The following is a 25,271-nucleotide window of genomic DNA, read 5'->3' on the forward strand; positions in this document are numbered from 1 at the left end:
ACCTACTCCCTGCCGGCCGGAGAAATCAATGGACTATTCGTCGCGGAGCCCGGCGAGCGTCCGCTCGGCCGCTTCCCTGAGCTCCCGGACGCCGGGACCGGCCTTGAGGATGTCGCGGCTGGAGGTTCCCAGGACCTGGGAGTAGGCGGCGCCGAAGGTCTTCCGCAGGTCTCCCGGAGTGGCCCCCTGCGCGCCCAGGCCAGGCGCGAGGATCGGACCTCGGACGGCCCCCAGGTCAAGCTGCAGGTCCGACAGTGCCGTGCCCACGGTGGCTCCCACCACGAGGCCCACCGAGCCCAGGGGCCCGGAGTAGCGTTCGTTCTCCCCCGCGGCGGCCTGGACGATCCGGCGTGCCACTGAATCGCTTCCGCCCACGTGCTGCACGGAGGCGCCCTCCGGGTTGGAGGTCAGCGCGAGGACGAACACGCCACGGCCGTGCTCGGCCGCAAGGTCCAGGGCAGGCCGGAGTGACTCAAAGCCCAGGTAGGGGCTCAGCGTCACCGAATCCGCGGCCAGGGCAGAGCCGTCGCCGAGCCAGGCGTCGGCGTACGCGGCCATGGTGGACCCGATATCACCGCGCTTGGCGTCGGCGATGGTGAGCACGCCCTCGTCCCGGGCAGTGGCGAGGACCTCTTCGAGGACCGCCATGCCGGCAGAGCCGTGCCGTTCGTACAGCGCCACCTGCGGCTTGACCGCGGCAGCGAGCGAAGCCACTGCCTCCAGGGCGGTGAGTGAAAAGCGCCTCAGGCCGGCGGCGTCGTCGTTCAGCCCCCAGCTGCCGAGGAGGGCGGGGTGCGGATCAATCCCGACGCAGAGCGGACCGCGGTCCGCCATGGCCCGGCCCAGCCGGGAGCCAAAGGACTCCCGGCTGGCACCGGCGGCAGTGTTTGCGCCTGCAGGTGCCTCAGGCATTCTGCTCTGCCGGAGTCTGCGCGGCGGCCTTCTGCAGGGCGGCCTCCTGCGATGCGATGAGCGCAGCGGCGTGCTCCTGCAGGCTGGTCACGGACCAGGCGTAGGTGCGCAGCGCCTCGATGGCCTGCACGGCGGCGTTGAACTCGGCCACGGTGGTGATGCAGGGAATGCCGATGGACGTGGCGGCGGCACGGAGTTCGTACCCGTCGCTGCGGGCCTCGCCGCCGGACGGGGTGTTGAACACCATGTCGATTTCGCCGGCGACCACGAGGTCGGCGATGGTGCCTTCACCTTCGGCGCTGCTGCCCTCGGCCACCTTGCGGACCGGAGTGGCCTGAATGCCGTTGCGGCGCAGGACGTCGGCAGTACCACCGGTGGAAACGATCTCGAAGCCGAGGTCGGAGAGGCGCTTGACGCCCATGATCACCGAACGCTTGTCGCGGTTGGCCACGGACACAAAGACCTTGCCCTCGGTGGGCAGTGCATTGTTGGCGCCCGACTGGCTCTTGGCGAAGGCGGTGTCGAAGTGCTTGTCGATGCCCATGACCTCGCCGGTGGAGCGCATTTCCGGCCCGAGCAGCGAGTCGACGACCTTGCCCTCCAGGGTGCGGAACCGGCTGAACGGCAGGACCGCTTCCTTGACGGAGACGGGGGCATCCAGCGGCAGGGTGGAGCCGTCGCCGGTTTCCGGCAGCATCTTGTACGCGCTGCGGAGCTGGCCGATGGTCACGCCGGTGCCGATCAGCGCGGCGGCCTTGGCCATCTGCACGCCGGTGGCCTTGGACACGAAGGGCACGGTCCGGGACGCGCGCGGGTTGGCTTCCAGGACGTACAGGACGTCGGAGGCCAGCGCGAACTGGATGTTGATGAGGCCGCGGACGCCCACGCCTTCGGCGATGGCCCGGGTGGCGGTGCGGACGCGTTCGAGTACGTTGCCGCCCAGGGTGATGGGCGGCAGGACGCACGCGGAGTCGCCGGAGTGAACGCCGGCTTCCTCGATGTGCTCCATGATGCCGCCGAGGTACATGTCCGTGCCGTCGAAGAGGGCGTCGACGTCGATCTCCACCGCGTCCTCGAGGAACCGGTCGATCAGCACCGGGTGCTCGGCGGTGATCTCCGTGGCGTTGGCGATGTAGCGGGACAGGTTCGGCTCGTCGTAGACGATCTCCATGCCGCGGCCGCCCAGGACGTAGGACGGGCGGACCAGGACGGGGTAGCCGATCTCGTCGGCGATCTTCTTGGCGTCCTCGAAGGAGACGGCGGTGCCGTTCTTCGGGGAGACCAGGCCGGCTTCGTCCAGCACGCGGGCGAATGCGCCGCGGTGCTCGGCGAGGTCGATCGCCTCGGGCGAGGTGCCCAGGATGGGCACGCCGGCGTCGGCCAGCTGCTGGGCCAGCTTCAGCGGGGTCTGGCCGCCCAGCTGCACGAAGACGCCCATCACGCCGCCGGTGCGTTCCTCGGCCGCGATGACCTCGAGGACGTCCTCCAGGGTCAGCGGTTCGAAGTACAGGCGGGTGGAGATGTCGTAGTCGGTGGAGACGGTTTCCGGGTTGCAGTTGACCATGACGGTCTCGTAGCCGGCCTTGCGCAGCGCCATGGAGGCGTGGACGCAGGAGTAGTCGAACTCGATGCCCTGGCCGATGCGGTTGGGCCCGGAGCCGAGGATGAGGATGGACGGCTTGGAGTGCAGCGCAACCTCATCCTCCTCGTCGTAGGCCGAGTAGTGGTACGGGGTGTAGGCGGCGAACTCCGCGGCGCAGGTGTCCACGGTCTTGTAGACCGGGCGGATGCCCAGCGCCTGGCGGACGCCGCGGACGACGGCCTCGGAGTTGTGCGTCAGGGCACCGATCTGCTCGTCGGAGAAGCCGTGGCGCTTGGCGTTGCGGAGCATGTCCTCGGTCAGCGCGCCGGAGCGGCGGATCTCCTGGGAGATCTCGTTGAGCAGCTGGAGCTGGTCCAGGAACCAGGGGTCGATCTTGGTGGCCTCGTAAAGCTCCTCCACACTGGCGCCGCCGAGCAGGGCGCGCTGCACCTGGTGCAGGCGTTCCGTCGTCGGGCGCTTGGCCTTCTCGATGAGCTCCGGCACTTCCCACTCGGGGACGGAGCTGAAGTCCAGCTGCGAGCCCTTCTGCTCGAGGGAGCGCAGGGCCTTCTGCAGGGCCTCGGTGAAGTTGCGGCCCATGGCCATGGCCTCGCCCACCGACTTCATGGTGGTGGTGAGGGTGGGGTCGGCGGCCGGGAACTTCTCGAACGCGAACCGCGGGACCTTGACCACCACGTAGTCGAGCGTCGGCTCGAAGGAGGCGGGGGTCTTCTGCGTGATGTCGTTCGGGATCTCGTCCAGGGTGTAGCCGAGCGAGAGCTTGGTGGCGATCTTGGCGATGGCGAAGCCGGTGGCCTTGGATGCCAGCGCCGAGGAGCGGGACACGCGCGGGTTCATTTCGATGACCACCACACGGCCGGTCTTCGGGTCGATCGCGAACTGGATGTTGCAGCCGCCGGTGTCCACGCCGACCTCACGGATCACGGCGATGGCGACGTCGCGCAGCTTCTGGTATTCGCGGTCGGTGAGGGTCAGCGCCGGTGCCACGGTGATGGAGTCGCCGGTATGCACGCCTACGGGATCGAAGTTCTCGATGGAGCAGACGACAACCACGTTGTCGTTCTTGTCCCGCATCATCTCGAGCTCGTATTCCTTCCAGCCGAGGATGCTCTCTTCGAGCAGCACCTCGCTGGTGGGGCTGTACTGCAGGCCCTGGCCGACGATGCGGCGCAGGTCCTCTTCGTTGTACGCCAGGCCGGAACCGAGGCCGCCCATGGTGAAGGAGGGGCGGACCACCATGGGGTAGCCGAGGTCACCGGCAGCCTTCAGGGCCTCGTCCATGGTGTGGATGATGTGGCTGCGGGCGGATTCGGCGCCGCAGCGCTCCACGACGCCCTTGAACTTCTCGCGGTCCTCGCCGAGCTCGATCGCGGCGATGTTCGCACCGATCAGTTCCACGTTGTACTTCTCGAGCACGCCGTTCTTGTCCAGCGCGATGGCGGTGTTCAGGGCCGTCTGGCCGCCCAGGGTGGGCAGCACGGCGTCCGGGCGCTCCTTGGCGATGATCTTCTCCACCACCTCGGGGGTGATGGGCTCGATGTACGTGGCGTCGGCGAACTCCGGGTCGGTCATGATGGTGGCCGGGTTGGAGTTGACGAGGATGACGCGCAGGCCTTCCTCCTTGAGGACGCGAAGCGCCTGGGTGCCGGAGTAGTCGAATTCAGCGGCCTGGCCGATGACGATCGGGCCGGAACCGATGACCAGGACGCTCTTAAGGTCAGTTCTCTTGGGCATTACTTCTTGTCCTCAGTCTTGTTGTCGGTCGTGTTCGGCCCGGCCTGATTCTGGGCCTCGGCGGGGTGCTGCGAGTCCACCGGTTCCTTGGACAGGTTGGCGGTGCGGCCGTCACGCGTGCCTTCCATCAGCTCGATAAAGCGGTCGAAGAGGTAGGCGGCGTCGTGCGGGCCGGCGGCGGCTTCGGGGTGGTACTGGACGGAAAAGGCCGGGATGTCCAGGCAGGCCAGGCCTTCAACGACCTCGTCGTTCAGGCTGACGTGGCTGACCTCGACCCGTCCGTAACGCTCTTCCGGCGCGTTGGTGGGGCCATCCAGCGGGGCGTCGACGGCGAAGCCGTGGTTCTGTGAGGTGATCTCCACCTTGCCGGTGCGGCGGTCCATGACGGGCTGGTTGATGCCGCGGTGGCCGTAGCGCAGCTTGTAGGTGCCGAAGCCGAGCGCACGGCCCAGGATCTGGTTGCCGAAGCAGATGCCGAAGTAGGGCAGCTTCTCGTCCAGGACGGTGCGGAGCAGCTTGACCTGGCTGTCGGCGGTGGCGGGGTCGCCGGGGCCGTTGGACATGAAGAAACCGTCGGGGTTGACGGCCTTGACGTCGTCGATCGTGGCGGTGGCGGGCAGCACGTGCACGCGGACGCCGCGCTCAGCGAAGCGCACCGGCGTCATGGCCTTGATGCCGAGGTCGATTGCGGCGATGCTGAAGCGCGGGTCGCCGTCCCAGCCGTGGTCCTTCGGCTCCACCACGTAGGCTTCGTCGATGCTGACTTCCTCGGCGAGGCGGGCGCCTTCCATCGGCTCGCTGGCGAGCACGGCGTCGATGAGTTCCTTGTCCGAGGCCTTGGCTGCCTCGCCGGAGAAGATGCCGGCACGCATGGTCTTGTGCTCGCGAAGGTGCCGGGTGATGGCGCGGGTGTCCACGCCTTGGATGCCCACAATGCCCTGCTCGACGAGCTCGGAGTCGAGGCTCCGCTCAGACCGCCAGTTGGAGGGGCGGCGGGCGGCGTCACGGACAATGTAGCCGGCCACCCAGATGCGGCGGGATTCGGCGTCCTCGCTGTTCACACCGGTGTTGCCGATGTGCGGGGCCGTCTGCACCACCAGCTGGCGGGCGTAGGACGGGTCGGTAATGGTCTCCTGGTAGCCGGTCATGCCGGTGGCGAAGACCGCTTCCCCCAGGGCGGTGCCCTGCGCGCCGTAGCTGCGGCCGCGGAAGATGCGGCCGTCTTCGAGCACCAGGACGGCGGGGGCGGAGGCTGCGGCCTGCGGCGCAGTGCCTGCGTTTACTGTCACTTCGGTTTCCGTCACTTTATTACTTTCCACTATTGGGCACCTGCCTGGGGGCCTGGGGAGATCATTTCCTGAAGTTGTTGGAGGATGGCCGGCTTGTCCGCGGCACGGCGCGTGCGGAAGCCGGTGTCCAGGGCGTGGGTTCCGAGCATCCAGCTGAGGACCAGCAGGCCGTCCTTTTCCACGAATTTGCCGGCCATGCCGCTGTCCTGCCGGACGCCGGCCAGCGAGGCTGCAGGGATGAACAGCGGTCCGGCACCCGCACGGTCCAGGAGCACGCCCTCCGGATGGATCGAGAGTTCCGCATTGGTGCGGATCCCGAGACCGTGCACAGCCACCCTGTCCAGCCAGTCGCCCGCGGTGGTCGAGGCCACGTACTGTCCGTCAGCTGAGAGCAGCGGTTCGCCCAGCCCGACGGGAACTGCGGGCAGCTGTGCAATGTCGGACTGCCGCCGCAGCCGGTTGCGCCAGCCGAGCCAGATCAGGACAAAAACGACGGCGGCGATGGCCAGCATCGCAAGTCCGGGCAGGACTTTTTCCATCAGTTCGCACCCGGGGCGCCGGCGACCGGCGCTTCCGAGGGGTAGCGGTACGGCGTGTTGAGCTTGCCGTCCAGGACCGTGGGGTGGCCCTTGAAGAACGTGGCCACCACCTTGCCCGGGAGCTCCATGCCGCGGAACGGCGAGTTGCGTCCCATGGTTGCCATGGCGGAAGGGTCGACGGTCCAGCGCGCTGCCGGGTCCACGAGGACGATGTTGGCGGGTTCGCCCTTTTCGAGCGGCCGGCCCTGGTCCGGAAGGCGTCCGATGCCGGCGGGCGCGGTGGAGGTGGCTCGGGCGAAGTCGGCCCAGGTCATGAGGCCGGTTTCGATCATGGCGTGCTGGACCACGGAGAGGGCGGTTTCCAGTCCGGTCATGCCCATGGCAGCCTGCGCCCATTCGCATTCCTTGTGCTCGCTCGGGTGCGGAGCGTGGTCGGTGCCGACGACGTCGATGGTCCCGTCGGCGAGGGCGGCGCGCAGGGCCTGGACGTCGTCGTTGGTGCGCAGCGGCGGGTTCACCTTGTAGACGGGGTCGTAGCTGCGGACCAGCTCATCGGTGAGCAGCAGGTGGTGCGGGGTCACCTCGGCGGTGACGTTGATACCGCGGGCCTTGGCCCAGCGGATGATCTCCACCGAGCCTGCGGTGGACACGTGGCAGACGTGGAGCCGGGAACCGACGTGCTGGGCCAGCAGCACGTCACGGGCAATGATGCTTTCCTCGGCCACTGCCGGCCAGCCGGTGAGGCCGAGGACCGCGGAGACTTCGCCCTCGTTCATCTGTGCGCCGGCGGTGAGGCGCGGTTCCTGCGCGTGCTGGGCCACGACGCCGTCGAACGCCTTGACGTATTCAAGGGCGCGTCGCATCAGCACGGGGTCGTGAACGCAGATGCCGTCGTCGGAGAACATCCGGACCCGGGCGCGGGAGTCGGCCATCGCGCCGAGCTCGGCGAGCTGCTCGCCCGCGAGCCCCACAGTGACGGCGCCCACGGGACGGACGTCCACCCAGCCGGCGTCACGGCCCAGGCTGTACACCTGCTCCACCACACCGGCGGTGTCCGCCACCGGCATGCTGTTGGCCATGGCGTGCACGGCGGTGAAGCCGCCGAGGGCTGCGGCGCGGGTGCCGGTTTCCACGGTCTCAGCATCTTCGCGGCCGGGTTCACGGAGGTGCGTGTGTACGTCCACCATCCCTGGCAGCGCGATGAGGCCGTCGGCATCGATCACGGTGGCGCTGTCCGCTATGTCAGCCTGGGACAGGCCGGTCCCGCGGGCGGCGATGACGCCGTCGCGGATGAGCAGGTCCTCTGCGTCGCCGCCCAGGATCGCGGCGCCCCGGATCAGATATGTGGTTTCTTCAGCCATCAGTTGCTCTCCTTCAGGGTGGCGGCTGGTTCACGGGTGTCTCCGGAGAGCAGCAGGTACAGGGCGGCCATGCGGATCGACACGCCGTTCTTCACCTGTGCGAGCACGGTGGAGCGGGGCGAATCGGCGGCGGCCGCGGAAATTTCCAGGCCCCGGTTCATGGGACCGGGGTGCATGATGATGGTGTCCTTCAGGCCCAGACTGTCCAGGGCGCGGAGCCGGTTGTCGTCGAAGCCCCAGCGGCGGGAGTACTCCCGGGTGGACGGGAAGAAGGAGGCGTTCATCCGCTCGCCCTGGACGCGCAGCATCATGACGGCGTCGACGCCCTTTTCCAGGGTCTCATCCATGTCGTAGCTGATGCTGCAGGGCCAGTGTTCGACGCCGATGGGCAGCAGGGTGGGCGGCGCCACCAGGGTGACGTCGGCGCCGAGCGTGCGCAGGAGCCACACATTGGACCGCGCCACGCGCGAGTGCAGGACGTCGCCGGCGATGGCAACGCGCATGCCGCGCAGGTCCGCCCCCGCGGAGGGCAGGCCGGAGAGTTTGGTCCAGTGCCGGCGCATCGTGAAGGCGTCCAGGAGCGCCTGGGTGGGGTGTTCGTGGGTGCCGTCGCCGGCGTTGATCACTGCGGCGTCGATCCAGTCGGTGGCCGCGAGCCGGTGCGGGGCACCGGAGGCCCAGTGGCGGATCACGACGGCGTCGGCGCCCATGGCCGACAGTGTCTGTGCGGTGTCCTTGAGCGACTCGCCCTTGGAGACTGATGAGCCCTTGGCGGCGAAGTTGATGACGTCGGCAGAGAGCCGCTTGGCTGCGGCCTCGAAGGAAATGCGTGTCCTGGTGGAGTCCTCGAAGAAGAGGTTCACCACGGTCCGTCCGCGGAGGGCGGGAAGTTTCTTGACCTCGCGCTCCCCCACCGTCGACATCTCTTCGGCGGTGTCGAGGATGCGGACGGCGTTGGGCAGGCTGAGGTTTTCGGTGGAAAGGAGGTGTTTCATGCGCCGCCCTCGATGACCACTTCGTTGACCGGCTGGCCGTCGACGGCGTCGGTCTCCTCGAGCCGGACCCGGACCTTTTCGGCGGAGGACGTGGGAAGGTTCTTCCCCACGTGGTCGGCGCGGATGGGGAGTTCGCGGTGGCCGCGGTCAATGAGGACTGCCAGGCGCACAATGCGCGGCCGTCCGAGGTCCACGAGAGCGTCCAGGGCGGCGCGGATGGTGCGGCCGGAGTACAGGACATCGTCGATCAGCACCACGACCTTGTTGTCGATGCCGGTCAGCGGCAGCTGGGTGCGGTGCGGGGGCCTCGTGGGCTGGTGCGAGAGGTCGTCGCGGAACATGGTGACGTCCAGCTGGCCGACGATGGCGGCAGCGTCCACGGCCGGATCGGCGGCGGCGATTTTCTGGGCGAGCCGGACGGCCAGCGGGTAACCGCGGCGGGGAATGCCCAGCAGCACCAGGTCCTGGGAGCCCTTGTTGGCCTCGAGGATCTCATGGGCGATACGAGTGAGGGCACGGTCAATGTCCGCCTGGTTGAGTACAACCCTGGCCGGTACCGGTGCCTGCGTGACAGGAGTCATCGCTCGTCTCCCCTTTCCCCGCCTCACGGGACGGAATTAAAAAAGGAACATTTGCCCTCCAAAATTACCACACGGGCACCTGCTCCCCGCCCCGGCAGCAGGCGTCGTCCGTCACACCGCAAGGCCGTGTGCTTTGTTGCCACTCCCGCGGCACATAGGCTCGTGTCTATGTCGATGAACCCGCAGCAGAGGCAGTTTCCCGGGCCTGACTTCCCTGGACAGCCCGCGAATCCAAGCTGGATGGGCCACGTCCAGCCGCAGAACTACCGCCCGGCCCCGGGCCACCGCGGCGGCGCTGTCCACCAGGTCATCCCGGAAGCCGCCTCAACGGTCGCCGCCCGCCCCGGGGCAGGCACCCTGGGGCTCGTCGTGACCGGCGGGATCCTTGCCTTCGTCAGCCTGTTCCTCGTGGTGCCGTTCCTCCTGGCCAGCACCGGCGTCACCGGCTTCGTCATCGGCTGTGTCGCGTCCCTAATCCCGCTGGCGGCGGTGCTGTCCGCCGTCGCCATCATTGACCGGTGGGAACCCGAACCCAAGCGCCTGCTGCTGTTTGCCTTCACCTGGGGCGCGGCGGTGTCGATCGCCGTAACACTGCTCATCCAGCCGGTGTTCGCCCTCGCCGCCCCGGATACGAACGAGGCGGCCTTCCGCGACTTCATGACCACGGTGCAGGCCCCCGTGGTGGAGGAGTTCGCAAAGTCATTGGGCCTGCTGCTGCTTCTCCTGTTCGCCCGCCGCAACTTCGACGGCCCGGTTGACGGGGTGGTGTTTGCCTTCACCATCGCCGGCGGCTTCGCGTTCACCGAGAATATCCTCTACTTCGGCCGTGCCATTGCGGAGTCCGGCACCGGCAGCGACCTGGTGCAGATCTTCTTCCTCCGCGGAGTGATGTCGCCGTTTGCGCACGCCATCTTCACCGGCACCACCGGCCTGGTCATGGGCCTCGCCGCGCGCCGGGGGCATTCTGGCGCCGCAGTGTTTGCGTTCTTTGTGGGCCTGGTTCCCGCCATGATCCTGCACAACAGGTGGAACAGCATGGGCCAGGACTTCCTGGCCCAGTACGTGCTGGTGCAGGTCCCCATCTTCGTCCTGGCCGTGGTGTGCATCGTGGTGCTGCGGGTCGCCGAGCGGCGACTGACCCGGCAGCGCCTCCAGGAGTACGCCGCCGCGGGCTGGTTCGCACCCGCCGAGGTGGAGCTACTCGCCACGCCGGCCGGCCGGCGCCAGGCAGTGCGCTGGGCAGCGTCCTACAACCGGGGGGAACAGATGAAGGAGTTCGTCAAGGCGGCGACGCGCCTGGCGTTCACCCGGCAGCGGATCCTCAGCGGCAGGGATGTGCCGGCCCACCAGCACGAGGAGGCGCAGCAGCTGCGCCACCTGACGGCACTGCGTGCCGCGGTCCAACAGTAGAGCGCCGTCCAGCAGTGGGCGCCCTCCAGCATGCAGAAAGCCCCTGCCGGCTCACCGGCAGGGGCTTTCTGCGTACGTCAGCTCAGGCGAGCAGGGACGGCTTCAGCTGCTGCAGCCGGCCCAGGAGGCCGTTGATGAACGACGGCGACTCGTCCGTGGAGAGCGTCTTGGCCAGTGCGACGGCTTCGCTGACGGCAACGCCGTCAGGAACGTCGTCGTTGTAGAGCAGCTCCCAGGTGCCGATCCGCAGGATGATGCGGTCCACGGACGGCATCCGCTCAAGGGTCCAGCCCTGTGAGTAGGTCTCGAGGAACTCGTCGATGGTGGACTGCATGGACACCACGCCTTCGACGATCTCGAGGGTGTACGGATTGACGATCTGGTCGGTCCTCTCGCGGCGCGCACGCAGCACGTCGAAGGCTGAGACAGAACGCTGCTCGGCTTCGAAGAGGACCTCAAGAGCCCTGTTGCGGGCTTTACCGCGGGCGCTCACTAGTCGTTGACCCGGCCCAGGTAGCTGCCGTCGCGGGTGTCGACCTTGACCTTGGTGTTGTTCTCGACGAACAGCGGCACCTGAATCTCGTAGCCCGTCTCCAGGGTGGCGGGCTTGGTGCCGGCGGAGGAGCGGTCGCCCTGGAGGCCCGGCTCGGTGTAGGTGATTTCGAGGACAACGCTCGCCGGCAGTTCGATGTAGAGGGGCGTGCCCTCGTGCATGGCGATGTTGACCTGCTGGTTTTCCAGCATGAAGTTGGTGGCGTCGCCCACAACCTCGCCGGAGACGTGGACCTGGTCGTAGTCCTGGGTGTCCATGAAGACGAAATCAGCGCCGTCCTGGTACAGGTACTGGTAGTCGCGGCGGTCAACCGTGGCGGTTTCGATCTTCAGGCCGGCGTTGAAGGTCTTGTCAACGACCTTGCCCGAGAGCACGTTGCGGATCTTGGTGCGCACGAAGGCACCGCCCTTGCCCGGCTTGACGTGCTGGAACTCAAGGACGTTCCAAAGCTGGCCGTCCAGCTTCAGGACGGTTCCATTCTTGATGTCGTTTGTGGTTGCCACTGTTTCCTCTGGTTTCGTCTGACTGGTTCTGGCTGCCAGCTGGTTATGCCATGCCGGCAGACCGAACAGCCCGCCAGCGTGTGTTTATCAAAAATCCAGAAACCATTCTAGCGGACAAAGCCGGGCCCGGTTTTCCTGGGCCCGGCGGCCGCAGGTCAGGAGGCCAGCTCGAACACGTCCCGCGCCCGCGCCAGCGCCACCGTTGAGGAGTAGATGAGGGCTGCATCGGCGGACTGCGCCACCCGCAGGTCCAGCGCCCGGGTGAAGGATTCCACCGCGGCAGCGATGTTCCCTGCCACAAACTGCATCCGGCCGAGGTACTGGTATGCAAGGGCCTCGTTGGCCGTTCCCTGCGCCTCGGTGAGGAGCTGCCGGAAGAGTTCAACGGCGCGGTCGTAGCGGTGGGAGACGCGCAGCACGTCCGCTTCGTAGGCCCGCAGCGTGAACGACTCGGGATCCTTGTAGCGGGCTTCCGCCACCAGCTCGGCGGCGTCGGAGGCGCGTCCCTCGACGAGCAGCACCAGGACCCGGTCGGCCGGATCAGTGGATGCCTCGAGTGCGGCGGCGCAGGTCTCTTCGTTGACAATTTCGGAAAGCAGGGTGTCCGGGTTGATCCGGATCCCCGGGAACCCGCCGTCGGGCCATTCGATGGTTCCGCTCTGGTCGTCGCGCATCAGGACGCAATCTCCTGGTAGGCGGCAAAGAGCAGGGACGTGTCGGGCACGTCCAGGATTCCCGGCTTGGCGATGCCGTCGAGGACCACGAAGCGCAGGAGGTCGCCGCGGGACTTCTTGTCGCGGCGCATGCCGTCCAGGAGCCCCTGCCAGCGGTCGCGCCGGTACGTGACGGGCAGCCCGAGGGATTCGAGGATGCTGCGGTGCCGGTCGGCGTCGGCGTCGCTGAGCCGGCCGACGCTGCGGGAAAGCTCTGCGGCGAACATCATGCCCACCGAGACTGCCGCGCCGTGCCGCCAGGAGTAGCGTTCCACGAGTTCAATGGCGTGGCCCAGGGTGTGGCCGTAGTTCAGAATTTCGCGGAGTCCGGATTCCTTGAGGTCCTCCGAGACGACGCGGGCCTTCACGGCGATGGCACGCTCGATGAGCTCGCGCAGGGCGTCCGAGCCCGGATCCGTCACGGCGTCCGGATCCTTCTCCACGAGGTCCAGGATGGCGGGATCGGCGATGAAGCCGCACTTGATGACCTCGGCCATACCGGAGATGATCTCGTTCCGGGGCAGGGTCTTCAGCGTGTCCAGGTCGGTGAGGACGGCCGCGGGCGGGTGGAAGGAGCCCACGAGGTTCTTGCCTTCGGCCGTGTTGATACCGGTCTTGCCGCCGACGGCCGCGTCCACCATGCCGAGGAGGCTGGTGGGCATGTGGATGACCTTGACGCCGCGCAGCCAGGTGGCGGCCACGAAGCCGGCAAGGTCGGTGACAGCGCCGCCGCCGACAGAGACCACGGCGTCCGAGCGGGTGAAGTCGTTCTGGCCCAGGACCTGCCAGCAGAACGCGGCGACTTGGATGTGCTTGCCTTCTTCGGCGTCCGGGATTTCCGCGGTGACCGCGGTGAAGCCGGCAGCTGCCAGTTCATCCCGGACGGTGTCGCCGGTGAGCCGGAGGGCGCGCGGGTGAATGACCAGGACGCGGCGGACGCGCTCCCCCAGCAGCCCCGGCAAGGTGCCGAGCAAGCCGCGGCCAACTACGACGTCGTAGTTGTCCCCGGCCTGCTGGCCGGTGACCTTGATAACGGTTGATTCGCTCACTTTTCAACTTCCTGATTCGCGGCAGCGCATTGCTGGGCTGCCGTCGTCGCGGTTTTGTTGATCTCGCCGATGGTGGGCCCGGCGGCGTTGCCGGCGGCGGACTGGCCCCTGCCGGCAAAGTCGCACAACGCGGCTTCAAGCTTCAGGCCCAGCTGCGGCACGGTTCCCTGCCGGACGTCCAGGACGATGTCCGCGAGGCGTTCATAGACGGGCTTCCGGGTGGCGAACAGCGCCTTCCAGCGCCGGATGCCGTCGCCGGCCAGCAGCGGCCGCCCGGAGTTCTTGGCGATCCGGGCGGCGACGGTATCGGCGTCGCACTCCAGGTACACCACGGTGCACCGTTCCAGCAGCTGCTGGGTCCCGGAGTCCAGGACCGAGCCGCCGCCCAGGGAAACCACGGTGGCGGTGCCGGCCGCGGCTTCGATGATGCGGGCAACCGTCCGGGCTTCGATTTCACGGAAGGCACGCTCGCCGCGGTTTTCGAAGATGTCCGCGATGGCACCGTGCCCTTCGACGATGACAGCGTCGGTGTCTACGAACGGGGCATCCAGCTGCTGCGCCAGCTGCTGCCCGATCGCCGATTTGCCGACCGCCATGGGCCCAATGAGCACAATGGGCCGGTCCCCCGCATTGCAGGGTGTATTGCTCCGGGGCACTAGAGTCCGATCGTATCCAGCGACGCCGGAATGTTCTCGAGGTAGCCCCTGATGTTGCGGGCTGTCTCGGCCACGGAGTCGCCGCCGAACTTTTCGGTCACGGCCTCGGCCAGGACCAGCGCAACCATCGCCTCGGCCACCACGCCGGCAGCCGGAACCGCACAGACGTCGGAACGCTGGTGGTGTGCCTTGGCCGCTTCTCCGGTGCTGATGTCGATCGTCTTCAGGGCACGCGGGACGGTGGCGATGGGCTTCATGGCGGCCCGGACGCGCAGGACATCGCCGATGCTCATGCCGCCTTCGATGCCGCCGGCCCGGTTGCTGGTGCGGATGATCCGGCCGTCGGCGTCCTTGACGATTTCGTCGTGGGCCGCCGACCCGCGGCGTGCGGCGGTGAGGAAACCGTCGCCCACCTCGACGCCCTTGATGGCCTGGATGCCCATGAGGGCAGCCGCCAGGCGGGAATCCAGGCGGCGGTCCCAGTGGACGTAGCTGCCAAGTCCCGGGGGCAGGCCGTAGGCCAGCACCTCCACCACGCCGCCGAGGGTTTCGCCTTCCTTGTGGGCGGCGTCCACCTCAGCCACCATGGCATCGGACGTTTCACGGTCGAAGCAGCGGAGCGGATCGGCGTCGAGTGCTATGACGTTGTCCGGCACGGGCAGCGGCCGGCCCTCGGGCACGGTGACGCTCGCGATGGACACGGTGTGGCTCACGAGCTCAATGCCCAGGTGCTTCAGGAACTGGGCGGCTACCGTGCCCATTGCCACACGGGTAGCGGTTTCGCGGGCGCTGGCGCGTTCCAGCACGGGACGGGCCTCGTCGAAGCCGTATTTCTGCATGCCGGTGAAGTCGGCGTGTCCCGGGCGGGGCCGGGTCAGCGGGGCGTTGCGGGCCTGTCCCTCGAGTTCCTCGGGGTCCACCGGATCGGCCGACATGATCTGTTCCCACTTGGGCCATTCGGTGTTGCCCACCTGGATGGCGACGGGGCCACCCTGGGTGATGCCGTGGCGGACACCACCGAGGATCGTGACGACGTCCTGCTCAAACTTCATCCGTGCCCCGCGGCCGTAGCCAAGCCGCCGGCGGGCCAGGGCATCGGCGATCTGCCCGCTGGTGAGTTCAACTCCCGCGGGGACGCCTTCGATAATTCCGACCAGTGCCGGGCCATGGGACTCACCGGCGGTCAACCAACGCAACATAAAAACCATCCTGCCATGATTGGCGGTTAGGACACTCGCCGGGGTGCCCCGACTGCGTCGCACATCACATCTATGACTTCGGCACTTGCGGCGTCCGGCAGGCGTGTGAAGTAGCGCACTTGTTCGACTGCCTGGTAGAGCAGCATTTCAAGGCCGGGGACCACTGTTCCGCCGCCGGAGTGCCATGCGGCGGCGATTTTGCTGGGCCAGGGATCGTAAGCAACGTCGAGCAGGACGCCGTCCGTGCGCCGTCCCAGTGCCTCCAGTTCCGCCGCCATCCCGTCTGCCGCCCGCGGCGGCAGCGTGGATATTACGACGCCGGCAGCGGCCATCGCTACGACCGCACCGTCGAGGGTATGGACGGAGATGTCCATGCCGAGGCCGGCCGCTGCCGCCCTCGCTTCCGCGGCCCGCGCAGTGTTCCGGACATACACGTCCACCGAAACAGCGCCGAGCTCCTGCAGCGCTGCCACAGCCGCGGCCGCCGTTCCACCGCCGCCGAGGATCACCCCGGAGGGGTTGTCGGCGGCACCGGCATTGCGGAGCGCGTTGACGATTCCGGTGACGTCGGTGTTATAGCCGATGCGCCGGACCGATTCCCCATCACCTTCGAAGGCCACGGTATTGATGACGCCCAGGACCCGGCCCACGCCGCGGACCTCGTCCACCTCGGCCACCATGGCCTTCTTCAGCGGCATGGTGACCGACAGCCCGCGCCAGTCCGGCTCAGCCCGGACGGAGTCCATGAATGCCGGCAGCGCTTCTTCCGTCACATCGATGGCGGTATAGCCGATCTCCACACCGAGCCGCGCATAGGCGGCCAGGTGGAGGGCCGGTGACTTCGAATGGCCGATGGGGTGCCCCAGGACCGCTGCCCGCAGGCTCATACGCAACGGCCCGGGTTGGCCTCGCACCAGGTGTTGTACTGCTCGACGAAGACGTTATGTTCGGCCAGCGTCTTGGAGAACTTCGTCTCCTTGGTGTCGAGGTTGATGGTCACCCAGTACAGGTAGTCGTTCTTATTCGGCTTGGCCGCCGCATCGATGGCCGTCTTGCCCGGCGATCCGATGGGCCCGACAGGCAGGCCCTGGATGGCGTAGGTGTTGTACGGGTTGGACTTGTCGGCTTTTTCGGCCTCGTCAATGTGGAAGCTCTTCTTGCCCAGGCCGTAGGTGACGGTGGCGTCCGACTGGATCAGCCCGTTGGTTTCGGTGTTCGTGGGCTTCAGGCGGTTGTAGATGGCGCCTGCCACATCCTTGTACTCGGCCTGGCCGCCTTCTGCCTGCACGATGCTGGCAACGGTCACAACGTCGTACTGCTTGGCGGCATCCGTCACGCCCTGCGCCTTCAGCTCATCCTGGGTGGTCTTCACCAGCTTGGTCAGGATCTCCTTGGCGGTGGAACCGAGCGGGAAGCGGTACTCTCCCGGGGCCAGGAACCCTTCGAGGTTCTTCGCCTTGGACGAGAGCCCGAACTGCTTGGGTGAATCGCTGAGTGCCTTCAGCTGGGCGACGGACAGGCCGGAGCCCTCGGAAATCGCCTGCAGCGATTCATCGATCCGCAGGCCGGCATTCAGCGCGAAGTACATGACCCTCGCCTGCCCCTCGTTGAGAAGCACGGAGACGGCGTCGGAGTTCTTCATTTCCTGCTTGAAGTCATACTCCCCCGGCGACAGCGTGCCGCCAGATGCGGTCAGCGCCGTCATGAACGTATCCGCGTTGGCAACCACCTTCGCCTCTTCCAGCTTGGCTGCAACAGACACCGGACCTTCACCCGGAACAACGGACACCTTGACCTGGCCGGTACCGGGGCCCGGATAGTCGGACGGCTTGTTCTCGCCCAGCAGCGGCTTCAGGAACTGCGCCCCGACGACGGTTGCCGTGACAAAGAGCGCGAGCGTAAGCAGCAGCGCCACGAAACGGCGCCGTCGCCGGACCTTCTTGGACGGCCGGTTCACAGTGGCTGTGGTTTCGGCGCCGGCCAGGAGCTGGTGCCCCACTGCCTGGTGCTCATAGGGCGCGTGGTCCTCGTAAGTTTCGTGATCAGCGTCGTAGTGGTGGCTGTCCTCGTAATGGTGGCCGGGCTCAAACTCGGCATGGTGGCCCCGCGCGAATTCGTCGAAGTGCGGCGCATCTTCGGACTGGGCGCCGTGGACCTCAGAAGCGGTATTCCCGGGCACAGTGTCCGCGTGTGCGCCGGCGTCCGCATGGTCGGCGGGATCGTGGATAGTGGGCGGAACCTGGGGGGCATCGGGAACCTCGGCGGCCGGTATGGGTTCGGCAGCCGGAACAGGCCGGGCGTCAGGAACGTGGGCCTCCGGGACAGCGGACGCAGCGGGATCGGCCACCGGAGGGGCCGGGATTGCCGCCGTCCGGGCACTGTCCGCACCGGAGACCGAAGCCGCAGACGCCGACTGCCGTGCGGCGCCCGCTCCGGCGTGCACCTCTTCACCGGACTCGTAGGCCTGCTCGGGCACGGCATCGCCGGATTCGGCGGTGACGGCCTTCTCGCGGGCGCGGATTTCCTTGCGTGTCAGGGGCTGTCTGGCGTCCGCGAAGGGTTCGCCGGAGGAGTCGTCACGATTGACCGGGCTCACTGTAGCTTTCCATCCTCTGAAGATCGTGTTTCCGTTTCCGGGCCAGGCCGTTCAGCAGTATCTGCTGCAGCGTGTCCGGACAGCCCCGCACGGGGAAGCGCGCGCACACGGCTCCCCACATCCGTTCCCCTGGCTTTTTGCATGTCGATGGCGTGCTGCAGTATTCCGGCAGCCGCAACCTGATCCACCACTTTACGGTGATTTTTGCTGCTCATGCCAGCTTGGTGAAGGCTGCGGTGGGCCGTGACGGTGCTGAGCCGCTCGTCGATCAGGTGCACCGGGACGTCCAAACCAGTGCGGTCCAGCTCCTCGGCCAGCAGCTGTGCGTACTCGGTGGCCATGCGCGCCGAGGCGTGTTCCTCGCCTTTCATGGTCCTCGGCAGCCCCACGAAAATCTGCACGGCATCCCGGTCTGCCGCAAGGGCGGCGATCACCCGGACATCCGAATTCTTCTTGGGATTGCGGTCGAGCGTTTTCAGCGGTGTGGCAAGGATCTCATCCCGGTCACAGATGGCGACGCCGACGCGGACGGTGCCCACGTCCACCCCCAGTTTGATGCCCCGGGGGTGGACGTGCGGCTCAGCGGAGGAAGTCACGGGCTGCTAGCGCCTCGTGACGGCGTCGACGATGGCAGTCAGAGCGGCGCCGACCTTGGAGGCGTCAGTGCCGCCGCCCTGGGCAACGTCGTCCTTGCCGCCACCGCCGCCGCCGAGGATTCTGGCGGCGAGCCGGACCAGGGCGCCTGCCTTCACGCCGGCTTCACGGGCGGCTTCATTGGTGGCCACCAGGATCACCGGGCGGTCGTTGCTGACGCCGGCCACGGCTACCGTGGAGGCTTCGGAGCCGAGCCGGTTGCGCAGGTCCAGGGCGAGGCCCCGGATGTCGTCGGCACCGCTGACCTGGCCGGCGTCGTGCGCGATCACCCGGACGCCGGCAGCGTCCACGGCCGATCCGGCGAGCTGGGCTGCAGCGGCAGCGAGCTGTTCCTTCCGGAGCCGCTCGAGTTCCTTCTCCGTGGCCTTCAGCTTGGTGAGGGTCGCGGAGATACGGTCCGCCAGCTGGCCCGAGGGAACCTTGAGCATTTCGGTGAGTTCCGTCACCAGGGCGCGCTCGGCGGCCAGGTGGCGGAACGCGTCCATGCCGACGAACGCCTCGACGCGGCGGTTTCCCGACCCGACGGACTGTTCGCCCAGCAGCGAGAGGCTGCCGATCAGGGAGGTGTTGGACACGTGAGTGCCGCCGCAAAGCTCACGGGACCACGCGCCGTCGATCTCCACAACCCGGACTTCGCTGCCGTAGTTCTCACCGAACAGCGCCATGGCGCCCAGGGCCTTGGCCTCGGTGAGGCTCATGACCTTGGTGTCCACGTGGAAGTTGTTCCGGATGGCGAGGTTGGAGACTTCCTCGATCTCGGACTTGGTGGCGGCGCTGAGGCCCTCGCCCCAGGCGAAGTCGAAGCGGAGGTACCCGGCCTTGTTGAACGAGCCGCGCTGGGTGGCCTGCGGGCCGAGGATCTGGTGCAGCGCGGCGTGCACGATGTGCGTTCCCGTGTGCGCCTGCTCGGCTGCGTGGCGCCGCTCCCGGTCCACTGCCGCGCGGACCAGCGCATCGGAGGCGATTTCGCCTTCGCGGACGATCGCCTTGTGCACGCTCAGGCCCTTCAGCGGACGCTGGACGTCCAGAACCTCGACGACGAAGCCGTCGCCGGTGATCAGTCCGGTGTCGGCCGCCTGGCCGCCAGCCTCCGCGTAAAAGGGGGTCTCGGCGAGGACGAGTTCGATTTCGTCGCCGGTGGCCGCCTGCGCCACCTTGGCGCCGCCGCTGAGGATGCCGCGGACGCGGGATTCGCCTTCGAGGTCGGTGTAGCCGGTGAAGACGGTTTCGCCTTCGGCCAGCAGTTCCTGGAAGGCGGAGAGGTCGGCGTGGCCGCCCTTCTTGCCCTTGGCGTCGGCCTGGGCGCGCTGGCGCTGTTCGAGCATGAGCTTGCGGAACTCAGGCTCGTCCACCTTCAGGCCGGCTTCCTCGGCCATTTCCAGGGTCAGGTCGATCGGGAAGCCGTATGTGTCATGGAGAGTGAACGCATCGGAGCCGGAGAGCGGGCGCCCTGCTGCCTTGGATTCTTTGACGGCGTCCTCGAGCCGGGCAGTGCCGGACGCGATGGTTCGCAGGAACGCCTTTTCTTCGGCGTAGGCGATCCGGCTGATGCGGTCGAAGTCCGTGTCCACCACCGGGTACACGCCCTTCATGGCGTCACGCGAAGCAGGCAGCAGGTCCGGCAGGCAGGCCTGTTCCACGCCGAGCAGGCGCATGGAGCGGACCGCGCGGCGGATGAGGCGGCGCAGCACGTAGCCGCGGCCTTCGTTGGAAGGCGTGACGCCGTCGGCGATGAGCATCAGGGCCGAGCGGATGTGGTCGGCGACGACGCGCATGCGGACGTCGTCGGCGTGGTGCGGGTCGTCCTCGGCTTCGGCGGAGGTGTATTCCTTGCCCGAGAGCTTGGAAGCCATGTCGATGACCGGGCGGACCTGGTCGGTCTCGTACATGTTCTCGACGTCCTGCAGGATCATGGCCAGACGCTCCATGCCCAGGCCGGTATCGATGTTCTTCTTGGGCAGCTCGCCCATGATGTCGAACTCGACCTTCGAACGGACGTTGTCGATCTGGTACTGCATGAACACGAGGTTCCAGATCTCGACGTAGCGGTTCTCGTCGGCGATGGGGCCGCCCTCGGCGCCGTAGGCGGGGCCGCGGTCGTAGTAGATCTCCGAGCACGGGCCGGCGGGGCCGGGCTGGCCGGTGGACCAGTAGTTGTCCGACTTGCCCATGCGCTGGATGCGCTCAGCGGGCACTCCGGTGTTCTTGAGCCAGAGTTCCTCGGCTTCGTCGTCCTCTTCGTAGACGGTCACCCACAGCAGCTCCGGCGGAAGCCCGTACCCGCCGTCGGCGACGCTGGTGGTGAGCAGCTCCCACGCGAACTTGATGGCGTCTTCCTTGAAGTAGTCGCCAAAGGAGAAGTTGCCGCACATCTGGAAGAACGTGCCGTGACGGGCAGTCTTGCCGACTTCCTCGATGTCACCGGTCCGGATGCACTTCTGGACGCTGGTGGCACGGGTGTAGGGCGGTTCCTCGCGTGCGGTCAGGTACGGGATGAACGGGACCATGCCGGCAACCGTGAACAGCAGGGAGGGGTCGCTGGAGACCAGCGATGCGGAGGGAACCGCCGTGTGGCCTTTGCTGACGAAAAAGTCCACCCAGCGCTTTGTGATCTCCTGCGACTTCATGAGCTGATTACTTACCCTTCTTGGTTCACGCATGCTGGCGCGTGACAGTTTGATTCAGAGGCAGCCCCGGTGTTTGGACGGTGCTGCAGGTTTTAATTCTCGCGCGTTTAGCGGTGGACGACGTCCTGGGATTCAACACCCAGCGCGGTGCGCAGGTCCGTTTCCCGTTCGCGCATGCCGGCGCGGACGGCGTCGGCGAAGTCGTAGACCCCGTCGGCGAGCCGGCCCACGGCCCGGTTCAGGCCTTCGGGGCCGAGAGCTGACTGCGCCTCGGTGACCTTGCGGAAGGCGATGACGCCGATGGCCACGCCGATTCCCATCCAGACAAGTCTTTTCATTTCAGTTCTCCGGGCGGGTTAGCGGCTGCGGCGGCCGGTGGCGGGCTTCTTGCGGGTGGCGAACGCGGAACGGACGCCGTAGCTGAACGCAGCCACCTTGATCAGCGGCGAACCGATGGTGGCGGCCATCAGCGAGGACAGCGCCGAGATGTTGGCCGAGGCATCCGAAACGTTGGAGGCAATGCCGTCCACCTTCTTCAGCTGCTGGTTGGTGGTGGATACCGTAGCGGTGACCTCGTCCATGAGGGGGGTGGCGCCGTCGCTGATCGAGCGGATGGATGTCCGGACCTCGTCGAATACCCGTCCGAGCTTGAGGATGGGGACAGCAAGCAACAGGACCAGGAGCGCAAATACCCCGGCCGCGATCAGGCCGGCAATATCGCCACCAGACATAGACGTTCATCTCCTTGAAACTCCGTGGAACCGTACCGGGCACGCGGCCGCGAAGGTCCGCAGCCGCAAATGTCCCCCAAGTACCTTACATACAAAAGCCCAGTACCCTACATACAAAGAAGCCCGCGGCGCTTGCCACGGGCTTCTTTGTATACGCTGCCGGAATTTAGCGTGCGTAGAATTCGACGACGAGCTGCTCTTCGCAGGTCACGGGGACCTCGGAGCGCTTCGGGCGGCGGACCAGGCGGGCCTGGAGGGCGTCAAGCTTGACGTCCAGGTAAGCCGGAACGGCGGGCAGGACGTCGCGGTGGGCGCCGGCTGCTGCAACCTGGAACGGAGCCATCGTTTCGCTGCGGCTGTGAACGTGGACCAGCTGGCCCTCGCCGACGCGGAAGGACGGGCGGTCAACGCGGATGCCGTCAACCAGGATGTGGCGGTGCACAACCAGCTGGCGGGCCTGTGCGATGGTGCGGGCGAAGCCGGCACGCAGCACGAGGGCGTCGAGGCGCATTTCGAGCAGTTCGATGAGGTTTTCACCGGTCAGGCCCTTGGTGCGGCGTGCTTCTTCGAAGGCACGGGTCATCTGGGCTTCGCGGATGCCGTACTGGGCGCGCAGACGCTGCTTTTCGCGCAGACGTACGGCGTAGTCGGAGTCCTGCTTCTTGCGGGCGCGGCCATGCTCACCGGGGCCGTACGGGCGGCGCTCCATGTACTTGGCGGCCTTGGGGGTCAGAGCGATGCCGAGGGACCGCGAGAGGCGGGCCTGACGGCGAGCACGAGTGTTGTTAGCCACTTGTGTCCTTCCAATATCTGCGGTGTGTCAGTGTTACTGGCCTCCAGAAGGGAGAGCATCGGCCAACCGCTGCCTTTTGCTACTGGGCGCAGGGCACAGCACCGTCGAACGGAAATTCGGTGGAGTGTGCGTCCGTGCCTTGCCAGACAAAGATCAAGCTTACCATGCGGGTCACTTGCCCCGGACGATCTTCCGGAGCCGTTCGAGCCGCACGGCAATGTCCCGCTCCGCGCCGTTGGCGGTGGGCTCGTAGTAGTCGCGGCCCACGAGATCGTCCGGCGGGTACTGCTGGGCTGCCACCGAGTGCGGGGCATCGTGGGCGTATTTGTAGCCCACGCCGTGACCAAGCTGCTTGGACCCGGGATAGTGCGAGTCGCGCAGGTGCGTGGGGATGCCGTTGCCCAAACCTGCCCGCACGTCCGCAATGGCCTTGTTGATGCCCATGTAGGCAGCGTTGGACTTCGGCGCCGTGGCCAGGTGGACCACCGCCTCGGCCAGGATGATGCGCCCCTCGGGCATTCCGATCAGCTGCACCGCCTGCGCTGCGGCCACCGCCGTCTGCAGCGCCGTCGGATCCGCCATGCCCACGTCCTCGGCGGCCGAGATCACGATCCGGCGGGCCACGAAGCGCGGGTCCTCCCCCGCTTCGAGCATCCGGGCGAGGTAGTGCAGGGCCGCGTCCACGTCGGAGCCGCGGATGGACTTGATGAACGCGCTGGCCACGTCGTAGTGCTGGTCCCCGGCGCGGTCATAGCGGACTGCTGCTGCGTCCAGCGCGCGTTCGGTGTGCCGCAGTTCAACGGTGACCGGTTCCCCGGTGACCGGCGTCCCCGGCTCGCTTTCGGCGTTAACGGAATTTACGACGTCGTCCGCGTCGCCGAACGCGACGCCCGCCGCAGCTTCCAGCGCCGTCAGCGCCCGGCGGGCATCGCCGCCGGAAAGCCGGACCAGGTGCTCCAGGGCCTCGTCGCTGAGCCGGACATTGCCGTTCAGCCCGCGCGGGTCCTCGACGGCCCGGACCAGCAGGCCCTCAATGTCGGCGTCGGTGAGCGGCTTCAGCGTGAGCAGCAGGGATCGGGACAGCAGCGGCGACACCACCGAAAACGACGGGTTCTCCGTGGTCGCCGCCACCAGCACAACCCAGCGGTTTTCGACGCCGGGCAGCAGCGCGTCCTGCTGTGCCTTGTTGAAGCGGTGGATCTCGTCGAGGAACAGGACGGTGGTGGTCTTGTAGAGGTCGCGGGCGGTCAGGGCGTCGTCCATGACCCGGCGGACATCCTTGACGCCCGCGGTGATGGCGGACAGTTCCACGAACTTGCGGCCGGGACCGCGCGCGATCACGTGCGCCAGCGTGGTTTTCCCTGTGCCCGGAGGGCCCCAGAGAATCAGCGAGCTCGGCCCGGCCGGGCCGGCGGCATCTGCCCCGGCCCCGGCTGCCAGCTGGCGCAGCGGCGACCCCTGGCCCAGCAGATGCTGCTGGCCCACCACCTCGTCCAGCGTCCGGGGCCGCATTCGGACCGCCAGCGGACTGCGCGGCTGGGTGGCACGTGACTGACCCGATCTGGGGTGAACAGAACCGGTCGAGCCGGCGGTGCTGACGGCGTCGTCGTTGTCGTCGTCGCCGTCCTGCGCCGCCGAACCAAAGAGATCATCCACATAGATAGGCTACTTCCAGAATCAGCAGGAAAAATCCGGCCATGAAAGCAGGGGATCCGGCAATGGCAGGCAACCGCCCGGAACGGGGACAACCAGCACCGGGACGCGGCGTGTCCACCAGGACCGCGTTCATCCCCGGTCCGCGGCTGGCCGGCTGGGTGGAACGGTTCGCCGCCAGCCACGGTGACCTGGAGATGGAGGACCACGACGACGGCGTTCGGCTGGCCGCCGCGGACGGTGCCACTGCACTGCTGCAGGCGCCGTGGCCCGACGACGGCCGGCCGGGCCGCGGGTCAGGCCTGGTGGAAAGGCTGGCTTCACTGGCTTCCCAGCCGCGCACTGTGGGCCTGCTCCTGGTCCGCCGGGGAGGCTACGGGGTGGCCGTGGCCAGCGAAGGGAGCATCCTCGCCGCCAAGACCGGTTCCAAGTACGTGCAGTCCCGCTCCGCGGCCGGCGGCCAGTCCCAGCAGCGGTTTGCCCGGCGCCGCGCCAACCAGGCGGACGCGATGGTGGAGGCGGTGGCGGAGCAGGCGAGGCTGGTTTTTGCCGCCCAGACGTTCGAATACATCCTGCCGGGAGGTGACCGTGCTCTGGCGGACGATGTCCTGGCGCTGCCTGCCCTGAAGCCCTGGGCAGGCCTGCCCCGCCTGGCCTACCTCGACGTCCCCGACCCCCGCGCCGCCGTCGTGAAGAAGGCCGCGGCCGACGCCTGCGCGGTACGGGTGACGGTGACAGACCCGCCGGGGAGGTAGCTGCCGAAACGGGGCAGCGCCGGCTACTCCTCAGGAGCCAGCGTTATCGTGACCCCGTCCAGGTCCCGGCTGAAGCCCACCTGGCACGAGAGGCGCGAGCCGCATTCCCGGTAGCTCTCGGCCTCGACGAGCAGCTCGAGTTCGTCCTCGCTGCGTTCCTCGAGGGTGTCGAAGACCGCCTGCTCGAGGAACACGTGGCAGGTGGCACAGGAGGCCGTGCCGCCGCATGAGGCCAGGACGGGCAGGTCGTTGTCCCGGAGCGCCTCCATCATGGTCTGGTCAGGCTCCCATTCAAGGTCATGGGTGGTGCCTTCACGGTCCACGACCGTCAGTTGGTTGCTGCTCGTGTGGGTGTTGCTCATGTC

General features: G+C 67.5%; 24 protein-coding genes. 2 read left to right on the plus strand and 22 right to left on the minus strand.

From position 1 onward, the window contains the following. Positions 1-33: 33 nt before the first annotated feature. The 7 genes from pyrF to pyrR are packed head-to-tail and all read right to left on the minus strand — an operon-like array spanning position 34 to position 9,014. A complete protein-coding gene (pyrF, locus tag ACFTR6_RS04000; RefSeq protein ID WP_087874646.1) occupies positions 34-912 on the minus strand; it encodes an orotidine-5'-phosphate decarboxylase in 879 nt (292 codons plus the stop codon). Next, entirely contained in the window at positions 905-4,249 is a 3,345-nt protein-coding gene (carB, locus tag ACFTR6_RS04005) for a carbamoyl-phosphate synthase large subunit (RefSeq protein ID WP_076802768.1), read from the minus strand. The genes pyrF and carB overlap by 8 nt, the downstream gene beginning before the upstream one ends. Beyond that, complete coding sequence (carA, locus tag ACFTR6_RS04010) at positions 4,249-5,553, minus strand: glutamine-hydrolyzing carbamoyl-phosphate synthase small subunit (protein WP_377956948.1); 1,305 nt, start codon at positions 5,551-5,553, stop codon at positions 4,249-4,251. Before carA ends, carB begins: the two co-directional genes overlap by 1 nt. A 14-nt stretch (positions 5,554-5,567) precedes the next feature. Then, complete coding sequence (locus tag ACFTR6_RS04015) at positions 5,568-6,077, minus strand: hypothetical protein (protein ID WP_076803867.1); 510 nt, start codon at positions 6,075-6,077, stop codon at positions 5,568-5,570. Continuing rightward, on the minus strand, positions 6,077-7,438 hold the full coding sequence (locus ACFTR6_RS04020) for a dihydroorotase (protein WP_377956949.1): 1,362 nt from the start codon (positions 7,436-7,438) through the stop codon (positions 6,077-6,079). Before ACFTR6_RS04020 ends, ACFTR6_RS04015 begins: the two co-directional genes overlap by 1 nt. After that, positions 7,438-8,433: an aspartate carbamoyltransferase catalytic subunit gene (locus ACFTR6_RS04025; RefSeq protein WP_377956950.1), complete on the minus strand. Its 996-nt coding sequence runs from the start codon at positions 8,431-8,433 to the stop codon at positions 7,438-7,440. Before ACFTR6_RS04025 ends, ACFTR6_RS04020 begins: the two co-directional genes overlap by 1 nt. Beyond that, positions 8,430-9,014, minus strand: a complete 585-nt coding sequence (gene pyrR, locus ACFTR6_RS04030; protein WP_076802762.1) for a bifunctional pyr operon transcriptional regulator/uracil phosphoribosyltransferase PyrR — start codon at positions 9,012-9,014, stop codon at positions 8,430-8,432. The genes ACFTR6_RS04025 and pyrR overlap by 4 nt, the downstream gene beginning before the upstream one ends. A gap of 168 nt (positions 9,015-9,182) precedes the next feature. Between pyrR and ACFTR6_RS04035 the strand changes: the two genes are divergently transcribed. Continuing rightward, complete coding sequence (locus tag ACFTR6_RS04035; protein WP_377956951.1) at positions 9,183-10,424, plus strand: PrsW family intramembrane metalloprotease; 1,242 nt, start codon at positions 9,183-9,185, stop codon at positions 10,422-10,424. 82 nt (positions 10,425-10,506) lie between these two features. On the opposite strand, the gene nusB is transcribed toward ACFTR6_RS04035, so the two are convergent. The 14 genes from nusB to ACFTR6_RS04105 all read right to left on the minus strand — a co-directional run bounded on the left by nusB (position 10,507) and on the right by ACFTR6_RS04105 (position 24,154). Then, complete coding sequence (nusB, locus tag ACFTR6_RS04040; protein WP_076802758.1) at positions 10,507-10,917, minus strand: transcription antitermination factor NusB; 411 nt, start codon at positions 10,915-10,917, stop codon at positions 10,507-10,509. Then, on the minus strand, positions 10,917-11,480 hold the full coding sequence (gene efp, locus ACFTR6_RS04045) for an elongation factor P (RefSeq protein WP_076802756.1): 564 nt from the start codon (positions 11,478-11,480) through the stop codon (positions 10,917-10,919). Before efp ends, nusB begins: the two co-directional genes overlap by 1 nt. Before the next feature lie 155 nt (positions 11,481-11,635). Continuing rightward, on the minus strand, positions 11,636-12,154 hold the full coding sequence (locus ACFTR6_RS04050; RefSeq protein ID WP_076802754.1) for a hypothetical protein: 519 nt from the start codon (positions 12,152-12,154) through the stop codon (positions 11,636-11,638). After that, positions 12,154-13,242, minus strand: coding sequence for a 3-dehydroquinate synthase (gene aroB / locus ACFTR6_RS04055; RefSeq protein ID WP_087874653.1), 1,089 nt, complete (start codon positions 13,240-13,242; stop codon positions 12,154-12,156). The genes ACFTR6_RS04050 and aroB overlap by 1 nt, the downstream gene beginning before the upstream one ends. Continuing rightward, entirely contained in the window at positions 13,239-13,838 is a 600-nt protein-coding gene (locus tag ACFTR6_RS04060) for a shikimate kinase (protein WP_377956952.1), read from the minus strand. The genes aroB and ACFTR6_RS04060 overlap by 4 nt, the downstream gene beginning before the upstream one ends. A 59-nt stretch (positions 13,839-13,897) precedes the next feature. Continuing rightward, positions 13,898-15,097, minus strand: coding sequence for a chorismate synthase (gene aroC, locus ACFTR6_RS04065; RefSeq protein ID WP_076802749.1), 1,200 nt, complete (start codon positions 15,095-15,097; stop codon positions 13,898-13,900). 26 nt (positions 15,098-15,123) lie between these two features. Continuing rightward, positions 15,124-15,984 (minus strand): shikimate dehydrogenase, encoded by an 861-nt coding sequence (locus tag ACFTR6_RS04070; protein ID WP_377956953.1) that lies wholly within the window; start codon positions 15,982-15,984, stop codon positions 15,124-15,126. Further along, a complete protein-coding gene (gene mltG / locus ACFTR6_RS04075) occupies positions 15,981-17,693 on the minus strand; it encodes an endolytic transglycosylase MltG (RefSeq protein ID WP_377956954.1) in 1,713 nt (570 codons plus the stop codon). The genes ACFTR6_RS04070 and mltG overlap by 4 nt, the downstream gene beginning before the upstream one ends. Next, entirely contained in the window at positions 17,690-18,289 is a 600-nt protein-coding gene (gene ruvX, locus ACFTR6_RS04080) for a Holliday junction resolvase RuvX (RefSeq protein ID WP_076802743.1), read from the minus strand. The genes mltG and ruvX overlap by 4 nt, the downstream gene beginning before the upstream one ends. Positions 18,290-18,295: 6 nt before the next feature. Further along, a complete protein-coding gene (gene alaS / locus ACFTR6_RS04085) occupies positions 18,296-20,974 on the minus strand; it encodes an alanine--tRNA ligase (RefSeq protein ID WP_377956955.1) in 2,679 nt (892 codons plus the stop codon). Between the two features lie 107 nt (positions 20,975-21,081). Then, positions 21,082-21,312, minus strand: a complete 231-nt coding sequence (locus ACFTR6_RS04090) for a DUF6167 family protein (RefSeq protein ID WP_377956956.1) — start codon at positions 21,310-21,312, stop codon at positions 21,082-21,084. Positions 21,313-21,330: 18 nt separating this feature from the next. Then, entirely contained in the window at positions 21,331-21,705 is a 375-nt protein-coding gene (locus tag ACFTR6_RS04095; RefSeq protein ID WP_076802738.1) for a DUF948 domain-containing protein, read from the minus strand. A gap of 166 nt (positions 21,706-21,871) precedes the next feature. Beyond that, positions 21,872-22,498: a 30S ribosomal protein S4 gene (gene rpsD / locus ACFTR6_RS04100; RefSeq protein ID WP_076802735.1), complete on the minus strand. Its 627-nt coding sequence runs from the start codon at positions 22,496-22,498 to the stop codon at positions 21,872-21,874. Between the two features lie 171 nt (positions 22,499-22,669). Further along, positions 22,670-24,154, minus strand: a complete 1,485-nt coding sequence (locus ACFTR6_RS04105; RefSeq protein ID WP_377956957.1) for a replication-associated recombination protein A — start codon at positions 24,152-24,154, stop codon at positions 22,670-22,672. A gap of 62 nt (positions 24,155-24,216) precedes the next feature. Between ACFTR6_RS04105 and ACFTR6_RS04110 the strand changes: the two genes are divergently transcribed. Further along, positions 24,217-24,906: an acVLRF1 family peptidyl-tRNA hydrolase gene (locus ACFTR6_RS04110; protein ID WP_377957026.1), complete on the plus strand. Its 690-nt coding sequence runs from the start codon at positions 24,217-24,219 to the stop codon at positions 24,904-24,906. Positions 24,907-24,929: 23 nt separating this feature from the next. Here ACFTR6_RS04110 and ACFTR6_RS04115 read toward each other — a convergent pair whose 3' ends face one another. Then, on the minus strand, positions 24,930-25,268 hold the full coding sequence (locus tag ACFTR6_RS04115) for a 2Fe-2S iron-sulfur cluster-binding protein (protein ID WP_377956958.1): 339 nt from the start codon (positions 25,266-25,268) through the stop codon (positions 24,930-24,932). Positions 25,269-25,271: the final 3 nt, after the last annotated feature.

Source organism: Arthrobacter sp. NPDC057009 (assembly GCF_042673905.1).
Taxonomy (GTDB): domain Bacteria; phylum Actinomycetota; class Actinomycetes; order Actinomycetales; family Micrococcaceae; genus Arthrobacter.